Here is a 17897-nt window from a genome sequence, read left to right on the forward strand (position 1 = left end):
GCACGTTCCGGAACATCTCCGGCCCGTTGCGCGAGCGGGAGTGACCGCCGCGCTCAGCCGGGCACGGGGGCGATGTTGTGGTTGAAGCGGAAGACGTTGTCGGGGTCGTACTCCGCCTTCACCGCGGCCAGGCGGCGGGTGTTCTCGGCGCCGAGGCCGGCCACCACCCGGTCGTCGCCCTCGTCGCCGATGAAGTTGAGGTAGACCGCTCCGGTGCTCCACGGCTGGACCTCGGCGCGGACGCTCTTGACCCAGCGGACGCAGTTCTCGTCGTCGGCCGGATCCTCCCAGACGCCGAAGGGGTGCACGGCCCATGGCGCGTCCCGGTAGGGCACAGGGAACTCGGCGGGGCCCGTGGCGATCGCGCCGCCCAGCGGGAACAGGACGTGCTGGGTGCCCGTGGGTACGGGCATGGCGTTCCCGAGGGCGCAGAAGACGTCCACGAGTTCGTCGGGCAGGCCCGTCAGGTACTCGGCGGACCAGTGGTTCCGCATGCCGGGCGGGTCGTCGAGCATGCACTGGAAGTCGGCGTAGGGGAGGGCGGTGACGATCTCGGCCTCGTGCGGCAGGGCGAGGAGCGGCTGGGCGAGTTTGCGCAGGCCCTCCTCGCCGCCCGCGTACGTCAGGAGCGCGCCGCAGAGCCGCCTGCCGACCAGGTGCTCGGGGATGAACTCCTCGGGCGGGCCGGTCAGGTAGATGATGCCGCCGCTTGCCTCCGGCGGTCCCGTCGCGATGATCTCGCGATAGAGGCGGACCACCTCGGGGCCGCTCTCGGGCAGGTAGAACAGCATGGCGACGGAGAACTCGGGCAGCTCGTGCAGCTTGAGGGTCAGCGCGGTGGCGATACCGAAGTTCCCGCCGCCGCCGTGCAGGGCCCAGAACAGCTCCGGGTTCTCCTCGGCGCCGGCCCGGACCGTGCTGCCGTCCGCGGTCACCAGCTCGACGCCGAGCAGATTGTCGATCGCCAGGCCGAACCGCCGGTCCAGCCAGCCACTGCCACCGCCCAGCACAAAGCCGCCGACACCGGTCGTCGAGACCCGGCCGCCGGTGGTCGCCAGGCCGTACGGCTGGGTGGCACGGTCGAGATGGCTCATGAAGGCGCCGCCCTGGACCCGTACCGACCGGGAACGCGGATGGACCGTCACGTCGTGCATCGGGCGCAGGTCGACGACCAGACCACCGTCGTTCAGGGCCATGCCGGACACGCTGTGGCCGCCGCCGCGCACCGCGATCGGCAGGTCAAGCTCCCGCCCGAAGCGCACGGAACGGACGACATCGGCTTCGCTCGCGCACTGCGCGATCACCGCCGGGCGCCGGTCGATCATCCCGTTGTGGAGCGACCGGGCCTCGTCGTAACCCGGGTCGTCCGGGGCCAGCACCTCACCGGCCAGATCCGCGCGGAACGCGGCGAGAGCCGCGCCCGCTTTGGAGAGGGGAGCCATGGCAACCGCCCCTTTCAGCAGGGGACAGGACTGCCTCTCAGCCTAGGCGGGCACGGCGGATCGGGCGCGTTCAGATGTATTCCGATGTATTCAGATACATTCGGACGTATTCGGGCGTTTCCAGCGAGCGTTGATCGTGTTCAGCCGCCGTACGCTCCCGAAGCGGTCAGCCTGAGTGCCGTGTCGATCAGCGGAACGTGACTGAACGCCTGCGGGAAGTTCCCGACCTGGCGCTTGAGCCTGGGGTCCCACTCCTCGGCCAGCAGGCCCAGGTCGTTGCGGAGCGCGAGCAGCCTCTCGAAGAGCTTGCGGGCCTCGTCGACCCGCCCGATCATCGCTAGGTCGTCCGCCATCCAGAACGAGCAGGCGAGGAAGGCACCTTCGTCGCCCTCCAGGCCGTCCACGCCCGCGTCCTCGCCGCTGGTCGGGTAGCGCAGGATGAAACCGTCCGAGGTCGACAGCTCACGCTGGATGGCCTCGATGGTGCCGATCACCCGCTTGTCGTCCGGCGGAAGGAAGCCCATCTGTGGGATGAGGAGCAGCGAGGCGTCCAGCTCCTTGGAGCCGTACGACTGCGTGAACGTGTTGCGCTCCTTGTCGTAGCCCTTCTCGCACACGTCCCGGTGGATGTCGTCGCGCAGCTCGCGCCACTTCTCCAGCGGGCCGTCCGCGTCACCGGACTCGATGAGCTTGATGGTGCGGTCGACGGCGACCCAGGCCATCACCTTGGAGTGCACGAAGTGGCGGCGCGGGCCGCGGACTTCCCAGATGCCCTCGTCCGGCTGGTCCCAGTGGTCCTCCAGGTAGCGGATCAGCTTGAGCTGGAGGAGCGAGGCGTAGTCGTTGCGGGACAGGCCCGTCATATGGGCGAGGTGCAGGGCTTCGGTGACCTCGCCGTACACGTCGAGCTGGAGCTGACCCGCGGCGCCGTTGCCGACGCGGACGGGCGCCGAATTCTCGTACCCGGGAAGCCAGTGGAGCTCCGCCTCGCCCAACTCCCGTTCGCCTGCGATGCCGTACATGATCTGAAGGTTCTCGGGGTCGCCCGCGACCGCGCGCAGCAGCCATTCGCGCCAGGCGCGGGCCTCTTCGCGGTAGCCGGTGCGCAGCAGCGAGGACAGGGTGATGGCGGCGTCACGCAGCCAGGTGTAGCGGTAGTCCCAGTTGCGTACGCCACCGATCTCCTCCGGGAGCGAGGTCGTGGGCGCGGCGACGATGCCGCCCGTGGGCCCGTACGTCAGGGCCTTGAGCGTGATCAGGGAGCGTACGACGGCCTCGCGGTAGGGGCCGTGGTACGTGCACTGGTCGACCCAGTCGCGCCAGAACTCCTCGGTGGCCTCAAGGGACTCCTCCGGCTCGGGCAGCGCGGGGGGCGCCTTGTGCGAGGGCTCCCACGAGATGGTGAACGCGATCCGGTCACCGGGCGCCACCGTGAAGTCGGCGTACGTGGTCAGCGCCTTGCCGTAGGTCTCGCAGGCGGTGTCGAACCACACGGAGTCGGGACCGGCGACGGCCACCGTCCGTCCCTCGTGCTTGTGCACCCAGGGCACGACACGGCCGTAACTGAAACGCATCCGCAGCGCGGAGCGCATCGGGACCCGGCCCGTGATGCCCTCCACGATCCGGATCAGCTGCGGCGCGCCGTCGCGCGGGGGCATGAAATCGGTCACTCGGACCGTGCCGCGTGGGGTATCCCACTCGGATTCCAGGATCAGCGAGTCGCCGCGGTAGGTGCGCCGCGCCGCCATCGGCGGTTTGGCGTCGGCCGCGTGCGCCGGGCCGAGCCGCCAGAATCCGTGTTCCTCCGTGCCGAGCAGTCCTGCGAAGACGGCGTGGGAGTCGAAGCGGGGCAGGCACAGCCAGTCGACTGTGCCGTCCCTGCAGACCAGTGCGGCTGTCTGCATGTCTCCGATGAGTGCGTAGTCCTCGATGCGCCCGGCCACGTGCAACTCCAGTCGAACGGCTACCTCGCCCCCTGCGGGGCGGTCGCTCTTTGCGGTCAAGGGAACGTTGGTGATGCGTCGCTGCGAAACGTCAATGAGTTCGGTGCGATTGTCGTTGCGGAACGAACTGACGAGCTCTCGTGTTCCGGGATACGGACAGGGATGGTGCCGTGTGTCGGCCGGGCTCGGCAGCGAGTGTCCGAGCAGGATACGACGCACCTGGAAGATCCGCGTGCCGCTCCCGGTAACCCGGCTGGGCCGATCGAGTGAGTGACGTGTGGGGCGCGTGGCGACGTGTGTGCGGAGCGTGGCCGGAAGCGGCCTCTCCGCGTCGCTGATACCCTGGTAGCCCGTGGACCGGTGGGAGAAAAACCCCCGAACCGCAGCGACGGCACCTCCGGAGATCCCCGGACACCACGCCGGTACGCACCCCAGACCGCGACCACGGGAGCCCCCTCTTGGCCATGACGCCCGCTGCTTTTCGAAACAACGCAGCCACGACGACAAAGCACATCTTCGTCACCGGGGGTGTCGCCTCCTCCCTCGGCAAGGGCCTCACGGCCTCCAGTCTGGGTATGTTGCTCAAGGCGCGGGGACTGCGGGTCACGATGCAGAAGCTCGACCCATACCTGAACGTCGACCCGGGCACCATGAACCCGTTCCAGCACGGTGAGGTGTTCGTCACCAACGACGGCGCCGAGACCGACCTGGACATCGGCCACTACGAGCGCTTCCTCGACGTGGACCTGGACGGCTCGGCCAACGTCACCACGGGCCAGGTGTACTCCACGGTCATCGCCAAGGAGCGGCGCGGCGAGTACCTGGGCGACACCGTGCAGGTCATCCCGCACATCACCAACGAGATCAAGCACCGCATCCGCCGGATGGCCACCGACGACGTCGACGTGGTCATCACGGAGGTCGGCGGCACGGTCGGCGACATCGAGTCGCTGCCCTTCCTGGAGACGGTCCGTCAGGTCCGTCACGAGGTCGGCCGCGACAATGTGTTCGTCGTCCACATCTCGCTCCTCCCGTACATCGGCCCCTCCGGGGAGCTGAAGACGAAGCCGACCCAGCACTCGGTTGCGGCGCTGCGCAACATCGGTATCCAGCCGGACGCGATCGTGCTGCGCGCCGACCGCGAGGTGCCCACCGCCATCAAGCGCAAGATCTCGCTGATGTGCGACGTCGACGAGGCGGCCGTGGTCGCGTGCATCGACGCCAAGTCGATCTACGACATCCCGAAGGTCCTGCACACCGAGGGCCTGGACGCGTACGTCGTCCGCAAGCTGGACCTGGCCTTCCGTGACGTGGACTGGACGGCCTGGGACGACCTGCTCGACCGCGTCCACAGTCCGCTCCACGAGATCAAGCTCGGGCTGGTCGGCAAGTACATCGACCTCCCTGACGCCTACCTCTCGGTCACCGAGGCGCTGCGCGCCGGCGGTTTCGCGAACAAGGCCCGCGTGACGATCAAGTGGGTCACCTCGGACGACTGCAAGACCCCGGCGGGCGCCGCCAAGCAGCTCGGCGACGTCGACGCGATCTGTATCCCCGGCGGCTTCGGCGACCGCGGCGTGTCCGGCAAGGTCGGCGCCATCCAGTACGCCCGGGAGAACAGGATCCCGCTGCTCGGCCTCTGTCTCGGCCTCCAGTGCATCGTGATCGAGGCCGCGCGCAACCTGGCCGACATCGCCGACGCCAACTCCACCGAGTTCGACTCCGGCACCGCTCACCCCGTCATCTCCACCATGGCCGAGCAGCTCGACATCGTGGCGGGCGACGGCGACATGGGCGGCACCATGCGGCTGGGCATGTATCCGGCCAAGCTCGCCGAGGGTTCGATCGCGCGCGAGGTGTACGACGGCAAGGAGTACGTCGAGGAGCGCCACCGTCACCGCTACGAGGTGAACAACGCCTACCGCGCCGAACTGGAGAAGAAGGCCGGTCTGCAGTTCTCCGGAACCTCGCCGGACGGCAAGCTCGTCGAGTACGTCGAGTACCCGCGTGACATTCACCCGTACCTGGTCGCGACCCAGGCGCACCCCGAGCTGCGCTCCCGCCCGACCCGCCCGCATCCGCTCTTCGCGGGTCTGATCAAGGCCGCGGTGGGACGTAAGACAGGCAAGACAGCCAAGTAACACAAGGGTTGTACGGTGGCCGGGGTGTGTGCCTTTCGAGGGGTGCACCCCGTTTTCCGTCGCGGGTACCGGTAACGGTTTCCTGTGCGGGGCCGGTTTCTTTTTGCACGTGTGGGAGGACAGGGCATGACCATCAAGGACACCGCCGAGGAGTGGGAGATCAGGGCGAGCGAGATCCCCTTCGTCGGCAACAAGACCTCGGTCCGTACGGACGACGTGGTCATGCCCGACGGATCGGTCGCCCACCGCGACTACCAGGTCCATCCCGGCTCCGTGGCGATCCTCGCCCTCGACGATCAGGGCCGCGTCCTGGTGCTGCGCCAGTACCGCCACCCCGTGCGCCACAAGCTCTGGGAGATCCCGGCCGGACTCCTCGACATCCCCGGCGAGAACCCCCTGGACGCGGCCCAGCGCGAGCTCTACGAAGAGGCGCACATCAAGGCCGAGAACTGGCGTGTCCTCACCGACGTCTACCCCACGCCCGGTGGCTGCGACGAGGCCGTCCGCATCTTCCTGGCCCGCGACCTCTCCGAGGCCGAGGGAGACCGCTTCGAGGTCGAGGACGAAGAGGCCGACATGGAGCTGGCTCGGATCCCCGTCCAGGAGCTCGTACGGGGCGTGCTCGCCGGAGAACTGCACAACAACTGCCTCGCCGTCGGCGTGCTTTCGCTGGTCGCCGCGCAGCACGGCGACGGCCTCGACACACTGCGCCCGGCGGAGGCGCCGTGGCCGGCGCGCCCCTTCGAGGTCTGACGCCCGCCCCTCTGACGCCCTGACACCCGTCCGACGCCCACCCCTCTGGCGTCATGACGTCCGCCTGACACCCGTCTGACCCAGACAGTCCTACGATCGCCTGATCCGATCGGGGGATGTACCCGCCGCGCTCCGCACGGAACGTCGCAGAGCGTGAACTAGGCTCTGAAAACGCCCCGTCCGGAGTCCCGGCGGGTTTGCGCGCGCAGTGGGACGGGAGAGTGGCCCGTGACGGATCAGGCGGTGGACAACGACGGCACGAAAGTGTCGGCAGAGGGGCAGCGCCCGGCTGCCGAGTCCGCTCCTACGGAGAGTCAGTTCCTGGGTCGCACAAGAGAGTTGAAGGAACTCCGGGCCGACATCGAGCGCGCAGGCCTGGACACTCTCTCGGGCCGAAAGTCGCCACGCGCGCGCGTGCTGCTCATCGCCGGCAAGCCCGGCTCGGGCCGCACCGCCCTCGCCGAAGAGCTCGCGGAGCAGGTCGCCGAGAGTTACCCCGACGGCGTGCTGCGCGCCAAACTCACCGAACCGGACGGCACCCCGGTGCCCACCGAGCGCACCGCACGGGAGCTGCTCACCGCCCTGGAGCGGCCCACACCGCCCGGCGCGGACGCCGACGACCTCGGCGAGGCGCTGCGCGAGGCACTCGCCGTCCGCCGCGTCCTGCTCGTGCTGGACGACGCGGCCGACGCCGAACAGGTCGACGCCCTGCTGCCGGACACGCCGGATTGCCTGGTCGTCGCCGTGTCCGGCGGACCGCTGACCGGCATCGCGGATGTCCGCCCCTGCACCCTGGGCGGCCTGGACACCACGTCCGCACTCGAACTGCTCGGCCGCTTCACCGGCGCCGTGCGCATCACCGTCGACCCGTTCTCCGCCGAAAACCTGGTCGAGCTGTGCGCCGGCCAGCCCGCCGCCCTGGTGCTCGCCGGCGGCTGGCTCGCGTCCCGCCCCCAGTCGGCCGTCGCCGACCTCGCCAAACACCTGCGCACCGAGGGTGACGAGGGCTCGCCGCTGTCCCGCATGTTCCGGCTCACCTACGCCTCGCTGCCCAGCGCCGCCGCGCGGATACTGCGGCTGCTCTCGCTCGCCCCGGCCGGTCTGGTCGACCCGCACACCGCGTCCGCGCTCGCCGGCTGCTCGGTGAACGCCGCCCGCACCACCCTGGACGACTTCACCCGCCTCGGCCTCCTGCGGTCCGTACGGTCGCCGCTGCCGCAGTACGAGGTGCCCGGCTGCCTGCAACCGCTGCTGAGCGCCCTCACCGAGACCCACGACCGCCCCGCCGAGCTCCAGCTGGCCCGCGCCCGGATGCTGGAGCGGACCGTACGGCTGCTGGCGTCCTGCCGCGCCATCACCGAGACCGACAGCTCGCCCGCCCGCGAGAAGCTCGCCGGAATGCCCCGCGCCCTGCGCTTCCCGAACCCGCGGGCCGCCGCCGACTGGCTGCGCATCCGGCAGCCCGCACTGCTCGCCTCGGCCCGGCTCGCGGTCGCCGACGGCGAGCTGGACACCCTGGCCCGCCGCCTCATGGCCGCGCTGGTGCGGGCGATGGTCGCGCACATCGGTACGCAGGCCGCCGCTCCCGAGCTGTACGGCATCCACCGGCTCGTCCTGGATGTCGCCGAGCGCCGGAAACTGCCCCGCGAGATGGCCGCGGCCCTGCTGAACCTCGCGGATCTGGACGCGCAGACCGGCCGTACGCCCGAGGCGCTGGCCCGCTACCGGGCCGCGCTCAACGCCGGACGCGAGGCGAACGACCCGTATGCGACCGGTCGCGCGATGGAATCCGTAGGTGGCGCCCACCAGGAGCTCGGGGACTATGACCGGGCCGCCGACTGGTACGGGCGGGCGCTCGCCGAGCGGCTCGCGCGCGACGAGCGCGTGGACGCCGCCCGGCTGTACGGCCGTATCGCCACCGCGCACACCTACGCGGGCCGCTACGGCGAGGCGCTGCGCAACTGGCGGGCCGCCGTCACCGGACACCGCAAGAACGGCGATGTGGCCGCCCAGGCAAGGGCGTTGAGCGAGCTGGCGCGCGTCCAGGAGTACGCCGGGCGGCCCGAGGAGTCGCTGCGCACCTGCCAGGAGGCGGCCGAGTGGGCGCGCCGCGCAGACGACGTACGACTACAGGCCGCGTTGCAGCTCCGGCTGGCCGACACCCTTGACCGGCTCGGCGACCCGGCGGCCGCCCGGCTGCACCGGGGTGCGGCCGAGCGAATGCTGGGTGACGAGCTCCCGGAGAGCGCATCAACCAGGGAACAAGACGCTAACGCCTGCGAAATCCGTAGTACATCCGAAGAAGATTGATGCATTGAAAGGCTAGACAGAGGGAATCCCTTCATTAGACTGGCTCCGCCGCGTCCTTTCGTGGTGTCTCCCGGTGTGCTCCCGTACGTCGGGTATGACATGCAATGCCCCGGCTCGCACCGCCTCGGCATGCACAGCCCCAGAACCCTCTGAGCCAAGGACCGTGATCGACGTGTTGGTCGGCATCCCCCGCGAGGTCAAGAACAACGAGTTCCGGGTGGCCATCACCCCCGCCGGCGTGCACGAGCTGGTGCGCCACGGCCACCAGGTCCTCATCGAGCAGAACGCCGGTCTCGGCTCCTCGATCACGGACGACGAGTTCGTCGCCGCCGGTGCACGGATCCTCGCCACCGCCGACGAGGTCTGGGCCGCCGCCGACCTGCTGCTCAAGGTCAAGGAGCCCATCGCGGAGGAGTACCACCGCCTCCGCAAGGACCAGACGCTCTTCACCTACCTGCACCTGGCCGCCTCCAAGGCGTGCACGGACGCGCTCGTCGAGTCCGGTACCACGGCGATCGCCTACGAGACCGTCGAGCTGCCCGGTCGCGCGCTGCCGCTGCTCGCCCCGATGTCGGAGGTCGCGGGCCGGCTGGCCCCGCAGGTCGGCGCCTACCACCTGATGCGCTCGGTCGGCGGTCGTGGTGTGCTCCCCGGTGGCGTCCCCGGCACCCAGCCCGCGCGGGCCGTTGTCATCGGCGGCGGTGTCTCCGGCTGGAACGCCACGCAGATCGCCGTCGGCATGGGCTTCCACGTCACCCTGCTCGACCGCGACATCAACAAGCTGCGCGAGGCGGACAAGGTCTTCGGCACCAAGGTCCGGGCGATCATGTCCAACTCGTTCGAGCTGGAGAAGGCCGTCCTGGACGCCGATCTCGTCATCGGTGCCGTCCTCATCCCGGGCGCCAAGGCGCCGAAGCTCGTCACCAACGAACTTGTTTCGCGGATGAAGCCGGGAAGTGTTCTTGTCGACATCGCGATCGATCAGGGTGGCTGCTTCGAGGACTCGCGTCCGACCACCCACGCCGAGCCGACCTTCCCGGTCCACAACTCGGTCTTCTACTGCGTCGCCAACATGCCCGGCGCCGTGCCGAACACGTCGACGTACGCGCTCACCAACGCCACGCTTCCGTACATCGTGGAGCTCGCGAACCGCGGCTGGGTCGAGGCGCTGCGCCGTGACGCTGCGCTCGCCAAGGGTCTCAACACCCATGACGGCAAGGTGGTTTACCGCGAGGTCGCCGAGGCGCACGGCCTTGAGCACGTCGAGCTTGAGTCCTTGCTCGGCTAAGTCATCAACGGGTAAAAAGGCGATACGTCAACACGGCTCGTCAACACCGCACACCGGGCCGGACCTTGCCCGACAAGGTCCGGCCCGGTGTGTGTCGGGTCACTTTGTGACACTCGTTCAACTCGCCGCGAAGGTAACTCTTTAGCCGATTCGTACACCGGTGAAACCTGCTGTGCGACGGCCTTACGCCCTTGACAGAGGGGTGTTCGGTTGCCGACACATCGGGTCGGGTCCGGCGGATTGTGTTGCTGCGGACCGGTGACACGCCATAGAGTCGCCAACCGTCGGCATGGTGCCACGCTGACCTATCGAGAAGTTTCCTGGTCACCAAGGAGGTAAGACGACTTGTGAATGAGTCGACATTTACTCCCGGGGGTGGTCAACCAGGAATGCCGACGCGGGGCCAGGGCCCCACGGGGCTCGAGGCTGTCGGCTCCGTCGCTGTCCGCACCTTCGCAGCCCAGAAGAGTCCCCGGATGACTCAGACAGCACACCCGAGCATGGATGGCCATCACGTGAACGCCATGGCCGGCAACGGAAGTGGCGAGAACCGCACCCACTTCGCCGACTTCGACGAACTGCCCGAGGGGCACTTCTACGACCCCGACGCCGAGTACGAGCCCGATCCCGAGTACGCGGCCACGCTCGCGCCCGACGCGGCCCGTCAGCGCCGTGAGCGCGTGGGTCCGACCGGACGTCCGCTGCCGTACTTCCCGATCCCGGGCCCGCTGACCGATCACGGCCCCGCGACCATCGTCGCGATGTGCAACCAGAAGGGCGGCGTCGGCAAGACCACGTCGACCATCAACCTGGGTGCCGCGCTCGCGGAGTACGGACGCCGGGTCCTGCTCGTCGACTTCGACCCGCAGGGCGCGCTCTCGGTCGGTCTCGGCGTCAACCCGATGGAGCTCGACCTCACCGTCTACAACCTGCTCATGGAGCGGGGCATGGCGGCCGACGACGTACTCCTGAAGACAGCGGTCCCGAACATGGACCTGCTGCCCAGCAACATCGACCTGTCCGCCGCCGAGGTGCAGCTGGTGAGCGAGGTCGCACGTGAGTCCTCGCTCCAGCGCGCACTGAAGCCGCTGATGGCCGACTACGACTACATCTTGATCGACTGTCAGCCCTCGCTCGGACTGCTCACCGTCAACGCCCTGACGGCGGCCCACAAGGTGATCGTGCCCCTGGAGTGCGAGTTCTTCGCACTGCGCGGTGTCGCGCTGCTCACCGAGACCATCGAGAAGGTCCAGGAGCGGCTCAACCCCGAGCTGGAGCTCGACGGCATCCTCGCCACGATGTACGACTCCCGCACGGTGCACAGCCGTGAGGTGCTCGCACGCGTGGTCGAGGCGTTCGACGATCACGTCTACCACACGGTCATCGGGCGCACGGTGCGCTTCCCGGAGACCACCGTCGCCGGTGAGCCGATCACCACGTACGCCTCCAACTCCGTCGGTGCCGCCGCTTATCGTCAGCTCGCCAGGGAGGTGCTCGCCCGGTGTCACGCCGAGTGAGTCTGCCGGGGGCCGACGAACTGTTCCGTACCACCGGGGGAATGGCGCTCCAGTCGTCCTCGCCCTCACGCCGGACGAACGGCGAGGCCCGGGTGCCGGGTCCTGCGGGCGAGAGCGACTCGGCTGCCGCCGGGGAGGACGCGCCGCAGTCGGTGCCCGTCCAGGGCGGCGACGGCGAGGGCGACGAACACGTCGCCGCTGATTCCGGCGCGGGGGGCTCCCGCAGCCGGGGTGCCGCTCCGGAGCGCTCCGGGCCAGGTCAGGCGGCGCAGGAAGGTTCTGCCGCCGGGCAGTCGCGCAAGCGCCGGGGCCAGGGGCAGGGGCGTCGGCCCAGCGGGCGGGAGCGGCACGACGAGAAGATCACCGTGTACGTGTCCGCCGAGGAACTCATCGATCTTGAGCACGCCCGCCTCGTGCTCCGCGGTGAGCACGGTCTCGCCGTCGACCGCGGGCGGATCGTCCGCGAGGCGGTCGCCGTCGTGCTCGCCGATCTCGAATCCCGTGGGGACGCGAGCATTCTCGTACGACGGCTTCGTGGGCGCTAGGAGGTAGCCTGCGAGCGCTATGCCCTCGTATGACGCTTCCGTTCCCGCCTCCGGCCCCGGCGCCGGCCGTCGGCGTGTTCTGGGGCGGGGGCCCGGTGCGGCTCCGCCTCCGGGCGAGGAGCCGGGGGTGCCGGCGGCGGAGGTCGAGCCCGAGGCTCCCGTAGAGGCCGCAGTTCCCGCCGTATCCGAGGCTCATGCCGAGCCTGAGCCCGAAGTCTTTGTCGGGCCTGAGCCTGAAGCCCTTGTCGAGCCCGAGCCCGAGACTTCCGCCGGGCCCGAGCCCGAGACTTCCGCCGGGATTGAGGTCCTTGCCGCATCTGCGCCCGAGGCCGTCGCCGAGCCCGATGACGGTGTGTTCAAGGTGCGGCTCGTGAACTTCGAGGGGCCCTTCGACCTGCTGCTTCAGCTGATCTCGAAGCACAAGATGGACGTCACGGAAGTGGCGTTGTCGCGTGTCACCGACGAGTTCATGGCGCACATCAGGGCGATGGGGCCGGACTGGGATCTCGACCAGACGACCGAGTTCCTCGTCGTCGCGGCCACCCTGCTCGATCTCAAGGCGGCGCGGCTGCTGCCGTCGGCCGAGGTCGAGGACGAGGGGGATCTGGCGCTCCTGGAAGCCCGGGACCTGCTCTTCGCGCGGCTCCTTCAGTACCGCGCGTACAAGCAGATCGCTGACATCTTCAACGCCCGCCTGGAGGAGGAGGCCCGTCGCTATCCCCGTACCGTCGGGCTGGAGGACCACCACGCCGAGCTGCTGCCCGAGGTGGTCATCAGCATCGGGGCGGAGGGGTTCGCGAAGCTCGCCGTGAAGGCGATGCAGCCCAGACCCAAGCCGCAGGTGTACGTCGACCACATCCACGCGCCGCTGGTCAGCGTGCAGGAGCAGGCGGGGATCATAGTGGCGCGGCTGAAGGAGCTGGGGGCGGCCAGTTTCCGTGACCTGGTCGACGACACCGACGACACCCTGACCGTCGTGGCCCGCTTCCTCGCCCTGCTGGAGCTGTACCGCGAGAAGGCCGTGTCGCTGGACCAGGACGAGGCCCTCGAGGAGCTGGTCGTGCGCTGGACCGGTGGGGACAGTGACGAGCAGCCGAAGGTGACGGACGAGTTCGACCGGCCGCCCGAGGTGCCCAAGGAGGAGAAGAAGGCGTGAGCGAGGACACCACCGAGATCCCGGCCGGGCCGCGCACCGTCGCCGACCTCGATCTCAAGCCCGCCCTGGAGGCCGTACTCATGGTCGTGGACGAACCCGCGACCGTGGAGCACCTCTCGAAGATCCTGGAGCGGCCGAAGCGGCGGATCGCGGCCGCGCTACGTGAGCTGGCCGACGAGTACACCGTCCAGGGACGCGGCTTCGAGCTGCGGCTCATCGCGGGCGGATGGCGGTTCTACACCCGGCCCGAGTACGCGACAGCCGTCGAACGCTTCGTCCTGGACGGGCAGCAGGCCCGGCTCACCCAGGCCGCCCTGGAGACCCTGGCGGTCGTCGCGTACCGCCAGCCGGTCAGCCGATCCAGGGTCTCGGCGGTCCGCGGAGTGAACTGTGACGGCGTGATGCGCACCCTCCTGCAGCGCGGTCTGGTCGAGGAGGCGGGCACGGAACCCGAAACAGGTGCGATCCTGTACAGGACGACGAACTACTTCCTGGAGCGAATGGGCCTGCGCGGCCTGGACGAGCTCCCGGAGCTCGCGCCCTTCCTCCCAGAGGCGGACGCGATCGAAGCAGAGACGCTGGAAGGGGTCCCGTCGTTCGATCCGGACGCACCGGATGCAGATGCAGACGACACGACGACGACGGAACTTTGATGCGAAGCAGTGGCAGCGGTAGTGGCAGGAACAGCGGGCGCGGCACCCCCCGCGGGACCGGTGGGGGCAGTAACCCGCGCGGGTCCGGTGGAGGCGGCAGCTCCCGCGGGACCGGTGGAGGCGGCAGCTCCCGCGGGGCCAGTGGGGGTGGCAGTCCCCGCGGAGCCGGTGGGGGTGGCAGCTCTCGCGGGACCGGTGGGAGTGGCAGCGCCCGCGGCACCGGTGCGGGCGGCTCCCAGCCGAGGAGCGCGGGAGGGCGCGACGAGCAGCCGAAGCGCGCCGGCAAGCCCCGTCCCGAGGAGCGCCGCTACGACGTAGGCCCCGCCGCGTCCCACGAGGGACCGAAGTCCGGTCGCGGCAACGCGGCCCGCGGCGGCGCCAAGGGCGGTCCCAAGCAGGGCCAGCAGCGCGGCGGCCGTACGGAGCCCGCGCGTTCCCGCGAGTTCGAGACGCGGGCCGAGGAGCGCAACCGGGACCGGTACGCGGGCAAGCCGGAGATCAAGACGCCCAAGACGCACCCCGGGGCGGAGGAGGAGGGCGAGCGCCTGCAGAAGGTGCTCGCGCGCGCGGGCTACGGCTCGCGGCGTGCCTGTGAGGAGCTGGTCGAGCATTCCCGGGTCGAGGTCAACGGCGAGATCGTCGTCGAGCAGGGCATGCGCGTCGACCCGGAGAAGGACGAGATCAAGGTCGACGGGCTGACCGTGGCCACGCAGTCGTACCAGTTCTTCTCGCTGAACAAGCCCTCCGGTGTCGTCTCGACCATGGAGGACACCGAGGGCCGTCAGTGCCTCGGCGACTACGTGACGAACCGCGAGACGCGGCTCTTCCACGTCGGCCGGCTCGACACCGAGACCGAGGGCGTCATCCTGCTCACCAATCACGGTGAACTGGCGCACCGCCTGACCCACCCCAAGTACGGCGTGAAGAAGGTCTACCTCGCGCACATCGTGGGTCCGATCCCGCGCGACCTGGGCAAGCAGCTCAAGAACGGCATCCAGCTGGAGGACGGGTACGCGAAGGCGGACCACTTCCGTGTCGTCGAGCAGACCGGCAAGAACTACATGGTCGAGGTGACCCTGCACGAGGGCCGCAAGCACATCGTGCGCCGCATGCTCGCGGAGGCCGGCTTCCCGGTCGACAAGCTGGTGCGCGTCTCCTTCGGCCCGATCACCCTCGGCGACCAGAAGTCCGGCTGGCTGCGCCGCCTTTCGAACACCGAGGTCGGCATGCTCATGCAGGAGGTCGACCTCTAGGAGTGTCCTGGGGCGCCCGTAGGGGTGCCCGTCGTTTCGGCCGGTTCCGGGATTGCCCCGGGACCGGCCGATGCGTTTTCCGCTCGCCGGCGGTCTGTACCGGTGAGGGAAGGGGGCGCGCGATGGGCGCCACGAGGGAGACGTGTCCGCCGGCCCGGCGGTCGTACGAGGGGTACGCCGGGCCGGGCTGCTTGCACTTGAGTGTCACGCGTACGTGCCTGACGGCCCTGGAGGGCCGTGTGTGCCGTTCGCCGCACTCCGGGCCCGGTGGGCCGGGAGACGCGCCCGAGGAGCCTCTGAGGGCCTCTGAGACGGATGTGTCGACGTGAACTCCGCGGAGCTGCTGGAACGGTCGCTCGCGTACGCGCTGGGCAGCGTCGCCGTCGTGGCGCCGGGGAGCCTGGGGCGGCCCACGCCGTGCGCCCGGTGGGACCTGGGGGAGTTGCTCGGGCACCTCGACGACTCGGTGGACGCGCTCTACGAAGGGGTCGCCGCAGGGCGCGTCGGCCTGTGCCCCTCGCCGTGGGCCGCCGATCCCGTGTGCGCCTTCCGGAGGCGGGCGTGCGCGCTGCTCGGCGCCTGGGCGGTGATGTCCGGCGAGGTGCCGTCGGCCGAGCCTTCGGTGGGAGTGGGGGACCGGTTGCTGGATCTCGGGCTTCTGGCGTCCGTCGGCGCCGTCGAGATCGCCGTACACGGATGGGACGTCGCGCAGGCGTGCGGGCGGCCGCGGCCGATTCCGCCGGCGCTCGCGACCGAACTGCTTCCTGTGGCGCGGTGCTTGGTGGCGGACGGGGACCGGGGTGGGCGTTTCGCCGAAGCGGTGGGCGTGCCGTCGTCCTGGTCCCGGCCCGAGGACCGGTTGCTGGCCTTCCTGGGGCGGCGCCCGAGCCCGCCGCGATTCCTTGCCGGGCCGGGTCTCGCCTGCCTTCCCTGACCTCACCGGAGCAAGGGCGTGGGGCCCTTGTGGTGGGAGCGCCGGTGGCGGTGTCGTCACTGTCCCGACCTGCCGACAAACGCTCGAATCAGCCCACTTGAAGGGTTGTGTGAGCTCGCTCACCTCACTTATAGTCGTAGTGACTATTGGTCGTCCTGACCATAAACAGGGGGTGGGCGGACGTGCTCGCACGGGAAGGTCGAGCGCCTGGCGGCAACACACCCGAGGGCTACGACAAGTACGCGTTCGAGCCCTTCGCCGTCACCGTCGACCTGGCCGTCCTGACGGTCCGTGCGGGCGCCCTCCAGGTGCTGCTCGTCGAGCGCGGGCAGGAGCCCTACCTGGGCCGCTGGGCGCTGCCCGGCGGTTTCGTGCTGCCGCACGAGTCGGCGGAGACGGCGGCGCGGCGCGAACTCGCCGAGGAGACCGGCCTGTCGGACATCTCCGGGCTCCACCTCGAACAGCTGCGGACGTACAGCGAGCCTCGCCGCGACCCCAGGATGCGCGTCGTCTCCGTCGCCTTCGCCGCGCTGCTCGCGGACCCTCCCGAGCCGCACGGCGGCGGTGACGCGGCGCAGGCCCAGTGGCTGCGGTACAACGCGCTCGATCCGCTCGCCTTCGATCACGACCGGATCCTCGCCGACGCCCACGAACGTGTCGGCGCCAAGCTCGAGTACAGCTGTCTCGCCACGTCCTTCTGCCCGCCCGAGTTCACCCTCGGAGAGCTGCAGCAGGTGTACGAGACCGTGTGGGGAACCGTGCTCGACCGGCCCAACTTCCGGCGCAAGGTGCTCGCCACGCCGGGCTTCGTCGACCAGGTCCCGGGTGCCGCGCGCCTCACCGGGGGCCGCGGCAAACCCGCCGCGCTCTACCGCGCGGGCGGCGCCACCACCCTGCACCCGCCCCTGCTGCGTCCCACCCAGGAAGGACGACCCACATGACCACCACGACGCTCGCGAAACGTGCCGCCACCGGATCCCTGCTCGGTCTCGCCCTCGGCGACGCGATGGGGTTCCCGACCGAGTTCAACTCCGTGCCGGCGATCCTCGCCAAGTGCGGTCCCTGGCGCGAGATGGAGCTGCCCAGGCCCGCGATCGTCACGGACGACACCCAGATGACGCTGGCACTGGCGCGCGGCCTGCGGACGGCGATGGACCGCGGCCTGCTCGGCCCGTTGCGGATGGAACGGCCGGTGCGCGAGGAGTTCGTGGACTGGTACCAGTCGCCCGACAACAACCGCGCCCCCGGCCGCACCTGCCTCGTCGCCTGCAACCTCCTGAAGAACGAGAAGCGCCCCTGGCAGGAGGCCAGCCAGATCGGCTCCAAGGGGTGCGGCGCCAACATGCGGGTGGCGCCCGTCGGGCTGGTGCGCGGGCTGAGCGAGGAACAGCGCGCGGGCGCCGCCCAGTTGCAGGCCGCCCTCACCCACGGACACCCCACGGCGCTCGCCGCCGCCGACCTCACCGCGCACGCGATCTGGCTCCTCGCCAATGGAACCGAGCCGTTGGGGCTGGTCGGCCTGCTGCGCTCGTACGCGTACGAGAACCGCCACAACTACCACTCCCGCTGGCTCGGCGACCTGTGGACCCGCGGCCAGGACCCCACGGCGGAGCACTTCATCGGGCGCGGCTGGGACGAGTGCCTGGAGATCCTTGACCATCTCCGGCACGCACTGCGCACGGTCTCGCCCGAGGCCGACCCTTGCCTCGCCACCGGCGGGGGCTGGGTCGCCGAAGAGGCGCTCGCCACCGGCCTGTTGTGCTTCCTGATGTTCGTGGACGAACCCCTCACCGCCCTGCGCCGGGCCGCCTGCACCTCCGGCGACTCCGACTCCATCGCCTGCCTGACCGGTGCCTTCGCGGGGGCGTACCACGGTTCGGACGCGTGGCCGACCTCGTGGGCCGACCGTATCGAGTACCAGGGCGACCTCATGTCGCTGGGAGCGCTCTGGGACGCTTGAGG

14 protein-coding genes are annotated in these 17897 nt (G+C 70.0%); 12 read left to right on the forward strand and 2 right to left on the reverse strand.

Annotated elements, in window-relative coordinates:
- Positions 1 to 53: 53 nt before the first annotated feature.
- A complete protein-coding gene (locus ACIPC1_RS25245; RefSeq protein WP_402520640.1) occupies positions 54 to 1442 on the reverse strand; it encodes an FAD-binding oxidoreductase in 1389 nt (462 codons plus the stop codon).
- Between the two features lie 140 nt (positions 1443 to 1582).
- Entirely contained in the window at positions 1583 to 3385 is a 1803-nt protein-coding gene (locus tag ACIPC1_RS25250) for a glycoside hydrolase family 15 protein (RefSeq protein ID WP_402520642.1), read from the reverse strand.
- A 464-nt stretch (positions 3386 to 3849) separates the two neighbouring features.
- Here ACIPC1_RS25250 and ACIPC1_RS25255 point away from each other — a divergent pair, with 464 nt between their 5' ends.
- The 12 genes from ACIPC1_RS25255 (at position 3850) to ACIPC1_RS25310 (ending at position 17895) form a co-directional block, all read left to right on the forward strand.
- The gene (locus tag ACIPC1_RS25255; protein ID WP_402521405.1) at positions 3850 to 5526 is read left to right on the forward strand and encodes a CTP synthase; all 1677 of its coding nucleotides are present in this window, start codon (positions 3850 to 3852) and stop codon (positions 5524 to 5526) included.
- A gap of 126 nt (positions 5527 to 5652) precedes the next feature.
- Complete coding sequence (locus ACIPC1_RS25260; protein WP_402520644.1) at positions 5653 to 6279, forward strand: NUDIX domain-containing protein; 627 nt, start codon at positions 5653 to 5655, stop codon at positions 6277 to 6279.
- Positions 6280 to 6507: 228 nt separating this feature from the next.
- The gene (locus ACIPC1_RS25265) at positions 6508 to 8589 is read left to right on the forward strand and encodes a tetratricopeptide repeat protein (protein ID WP_402520645.1); all 2082 of its coding nucleotides are present in this window, start codon (positions 6508 to 6510) and stop codon (positions 8587 to 8589) included.
- Between the two features lie 172 nt (positions 8590 to 8761).
- Positions 8762 to 9877: an alanine dehydrogenase gene (gene ald, locus ACIPC1_RS25270; protein ID WP_402521408.1), complete on the forward strand. Its 1116-nt coding sequence runs from the start codon at positions 8762 to 8764 to the stop codon at positions 9875 to 9877.
- Between the two features lie 389 nt (positions 9878 to 10266).
- Positions 10267 to 11394, forward strand: coding sequence for a ParA family protein (locus tag ACIPC1_RS25275; protein WP_384383158.1), 1128 nt, complete (start codon positions 10267 to 10269; stop codon positions 11392 to 11394).
- Positions 11379 to 11939, forward strand: a complete 561-nt coding sequence (locus tag ACIPC1_RS25280) for a hypothetical protein (protein WP_402520648.1) — start codon at positions 11379 to 11381, stop codon at positions 11937 to 11939. The genes ACIPC1_RS25275 and ACIPC1_RS25280 overlap by 16 nt, the downstream gene beginning before the upstream one ends.
- A 19-nt stretch (positions 11940 to 11958) precedes the next feature.
- Positions 11959 to 13095: a segregation/condensation protein A gene (locus ACIPC1_RS25285; protein ID WP_402520650.1), complete on the forward strand. Its 1137-nt coding sequence runs from the start codon at positions 11959 to 11961 to the stop codon at positions 13093 to 13095.
- Complete coding sequence (scpB, locus tag ACIPC1_RS25290) at positions 13092 to 13748, forward strand: SMC-Scp complex subunit ScpB (RefSeq protein WP_402520652.1); 657 nt, start codon at positions 13092 to 13094, stop codon at positions 13746 to 13748. The genes ACIPC1_RS25285 and scpB overlap by 4 nt, the downstream gene beginning before the upstream one ends.
- A complete protein-coding gene (locus tag ACIPC1_RS25295; RefSeq protein ID WP_402520654.1) occupies positions 13748 to 15001 on the forward strand; it encodes a pseudouridine synthase in 1254 nt (417 codons plus the stop codon). The genes scpB and ACIPC1_RS25295 overlap by 1 nt, the downstream gene beginning before the upstream one ends.
- Positions 15002 to 15326: 325 nt before the next feature.
- On the forward strand, positions 15327 to 15935 hold the full coding sequence (locus tag ACIPC1_RS25300; protein WP_402520656.1) for a TIGR03086 family metal-binding protein: 609 nt from the start codon (positions 15327 to 15329) through the stop codon (positions 15933 to 15935).
- A gap of 182 nt (positions 15936 to 16117) precedes the next feature.
- Positions 16118 to 16876, forward strand: coding sequence for an NUDIX hydrolase (locus ACIPC1_RS25305; protein WP_402520658.1), 759 nt, complete (start codon positions 16118 to 16120; stop codon positions 16874 to 16876).
- Positions 16873 to 17895: an ADP-ribosylglycohydrolase family protein gene (locus tag ACIPC1_RS25310; RefSeq protein WP_402520660.1), complete on the forward strand. Its 1023-nt coding sequence runs from the start codon at positions 16873 to 16875 to the stop codon at positions 17893 to 17895. The genes ACIPC1_RS25305 and ACIPC1_RS25310 overlap by 4 nt, the downstream gene beginning before the upstream one ends.
- The last annotated feature ends 2 nt before the right edge of the window (positions 17896 to 17897 follow it).

Source organism: Streptomyces sp. NPDC087263, assembly GCF_044744645.1.
Lineage (GTDB): Bacteria > Actinomycetota > Actinomycetes > Streptomycetales > Streptomycetaceae > Streptomyces.

What these genes read in the sequence shown, in the direction of transcription:
- ACIPC1_RS25260 (WP_402520644.1), top strand. Translation starts at nt 5,653, where the DNA reads ATGACCATCAAGGACACCGCCGAGGAGTGGGAGATCAGGGCGAGCGAG.
- ACIPC1_RS25285 (WP_402520650.1), top strand. Translation starts at nt 11,959, where the DNA reads ATGCCCTCGTATGACGCTTCCGTTCCCGCCTCCGGCCCCGGCGCCGGC.
- ACIPC1_RS25295 (WP_402520654.1), top strand. Translation starts at nt 13,748, where the DNA reads ATGCGAAGCAGTGGCAGCGGTAGTGGCAGGAACAGCGGGCGCGGCACC.
- ACIPC1_RS25310 (WP_402520660.1), top strand. Translation starts at nt 16,873, where the DNA reads ATGACCACCACGACGCTCGCGAAACGTGCCGCCACCGGATCCCTGCTC.
- ACIPC1_RS25245 (WP_402520640.1), bottom strand. Translation starts at nt 1,442, where the DNA reads ATGGCTCCCCTCTCCAAAGCGGGCGCGGCTCTCGCCGCGTTCCGCGCG.
- ACIPC1_RS25275 (WP_384383158.1), top strand. Translation starts at nt 10,267, where the DNA reads ATGCCGACGCGGGGCCAGGGCCCCACGGGGCTCGAGGCTGTCGGCTCC.
- ACIPC1_RS25255 (WP_402521405.1), top strand. Translation starts at nt 3,850, where the DNA reads ATGACGCCCGCTGCTTTTCGAAACAACGCAGCCACGACGACAAAGCAC.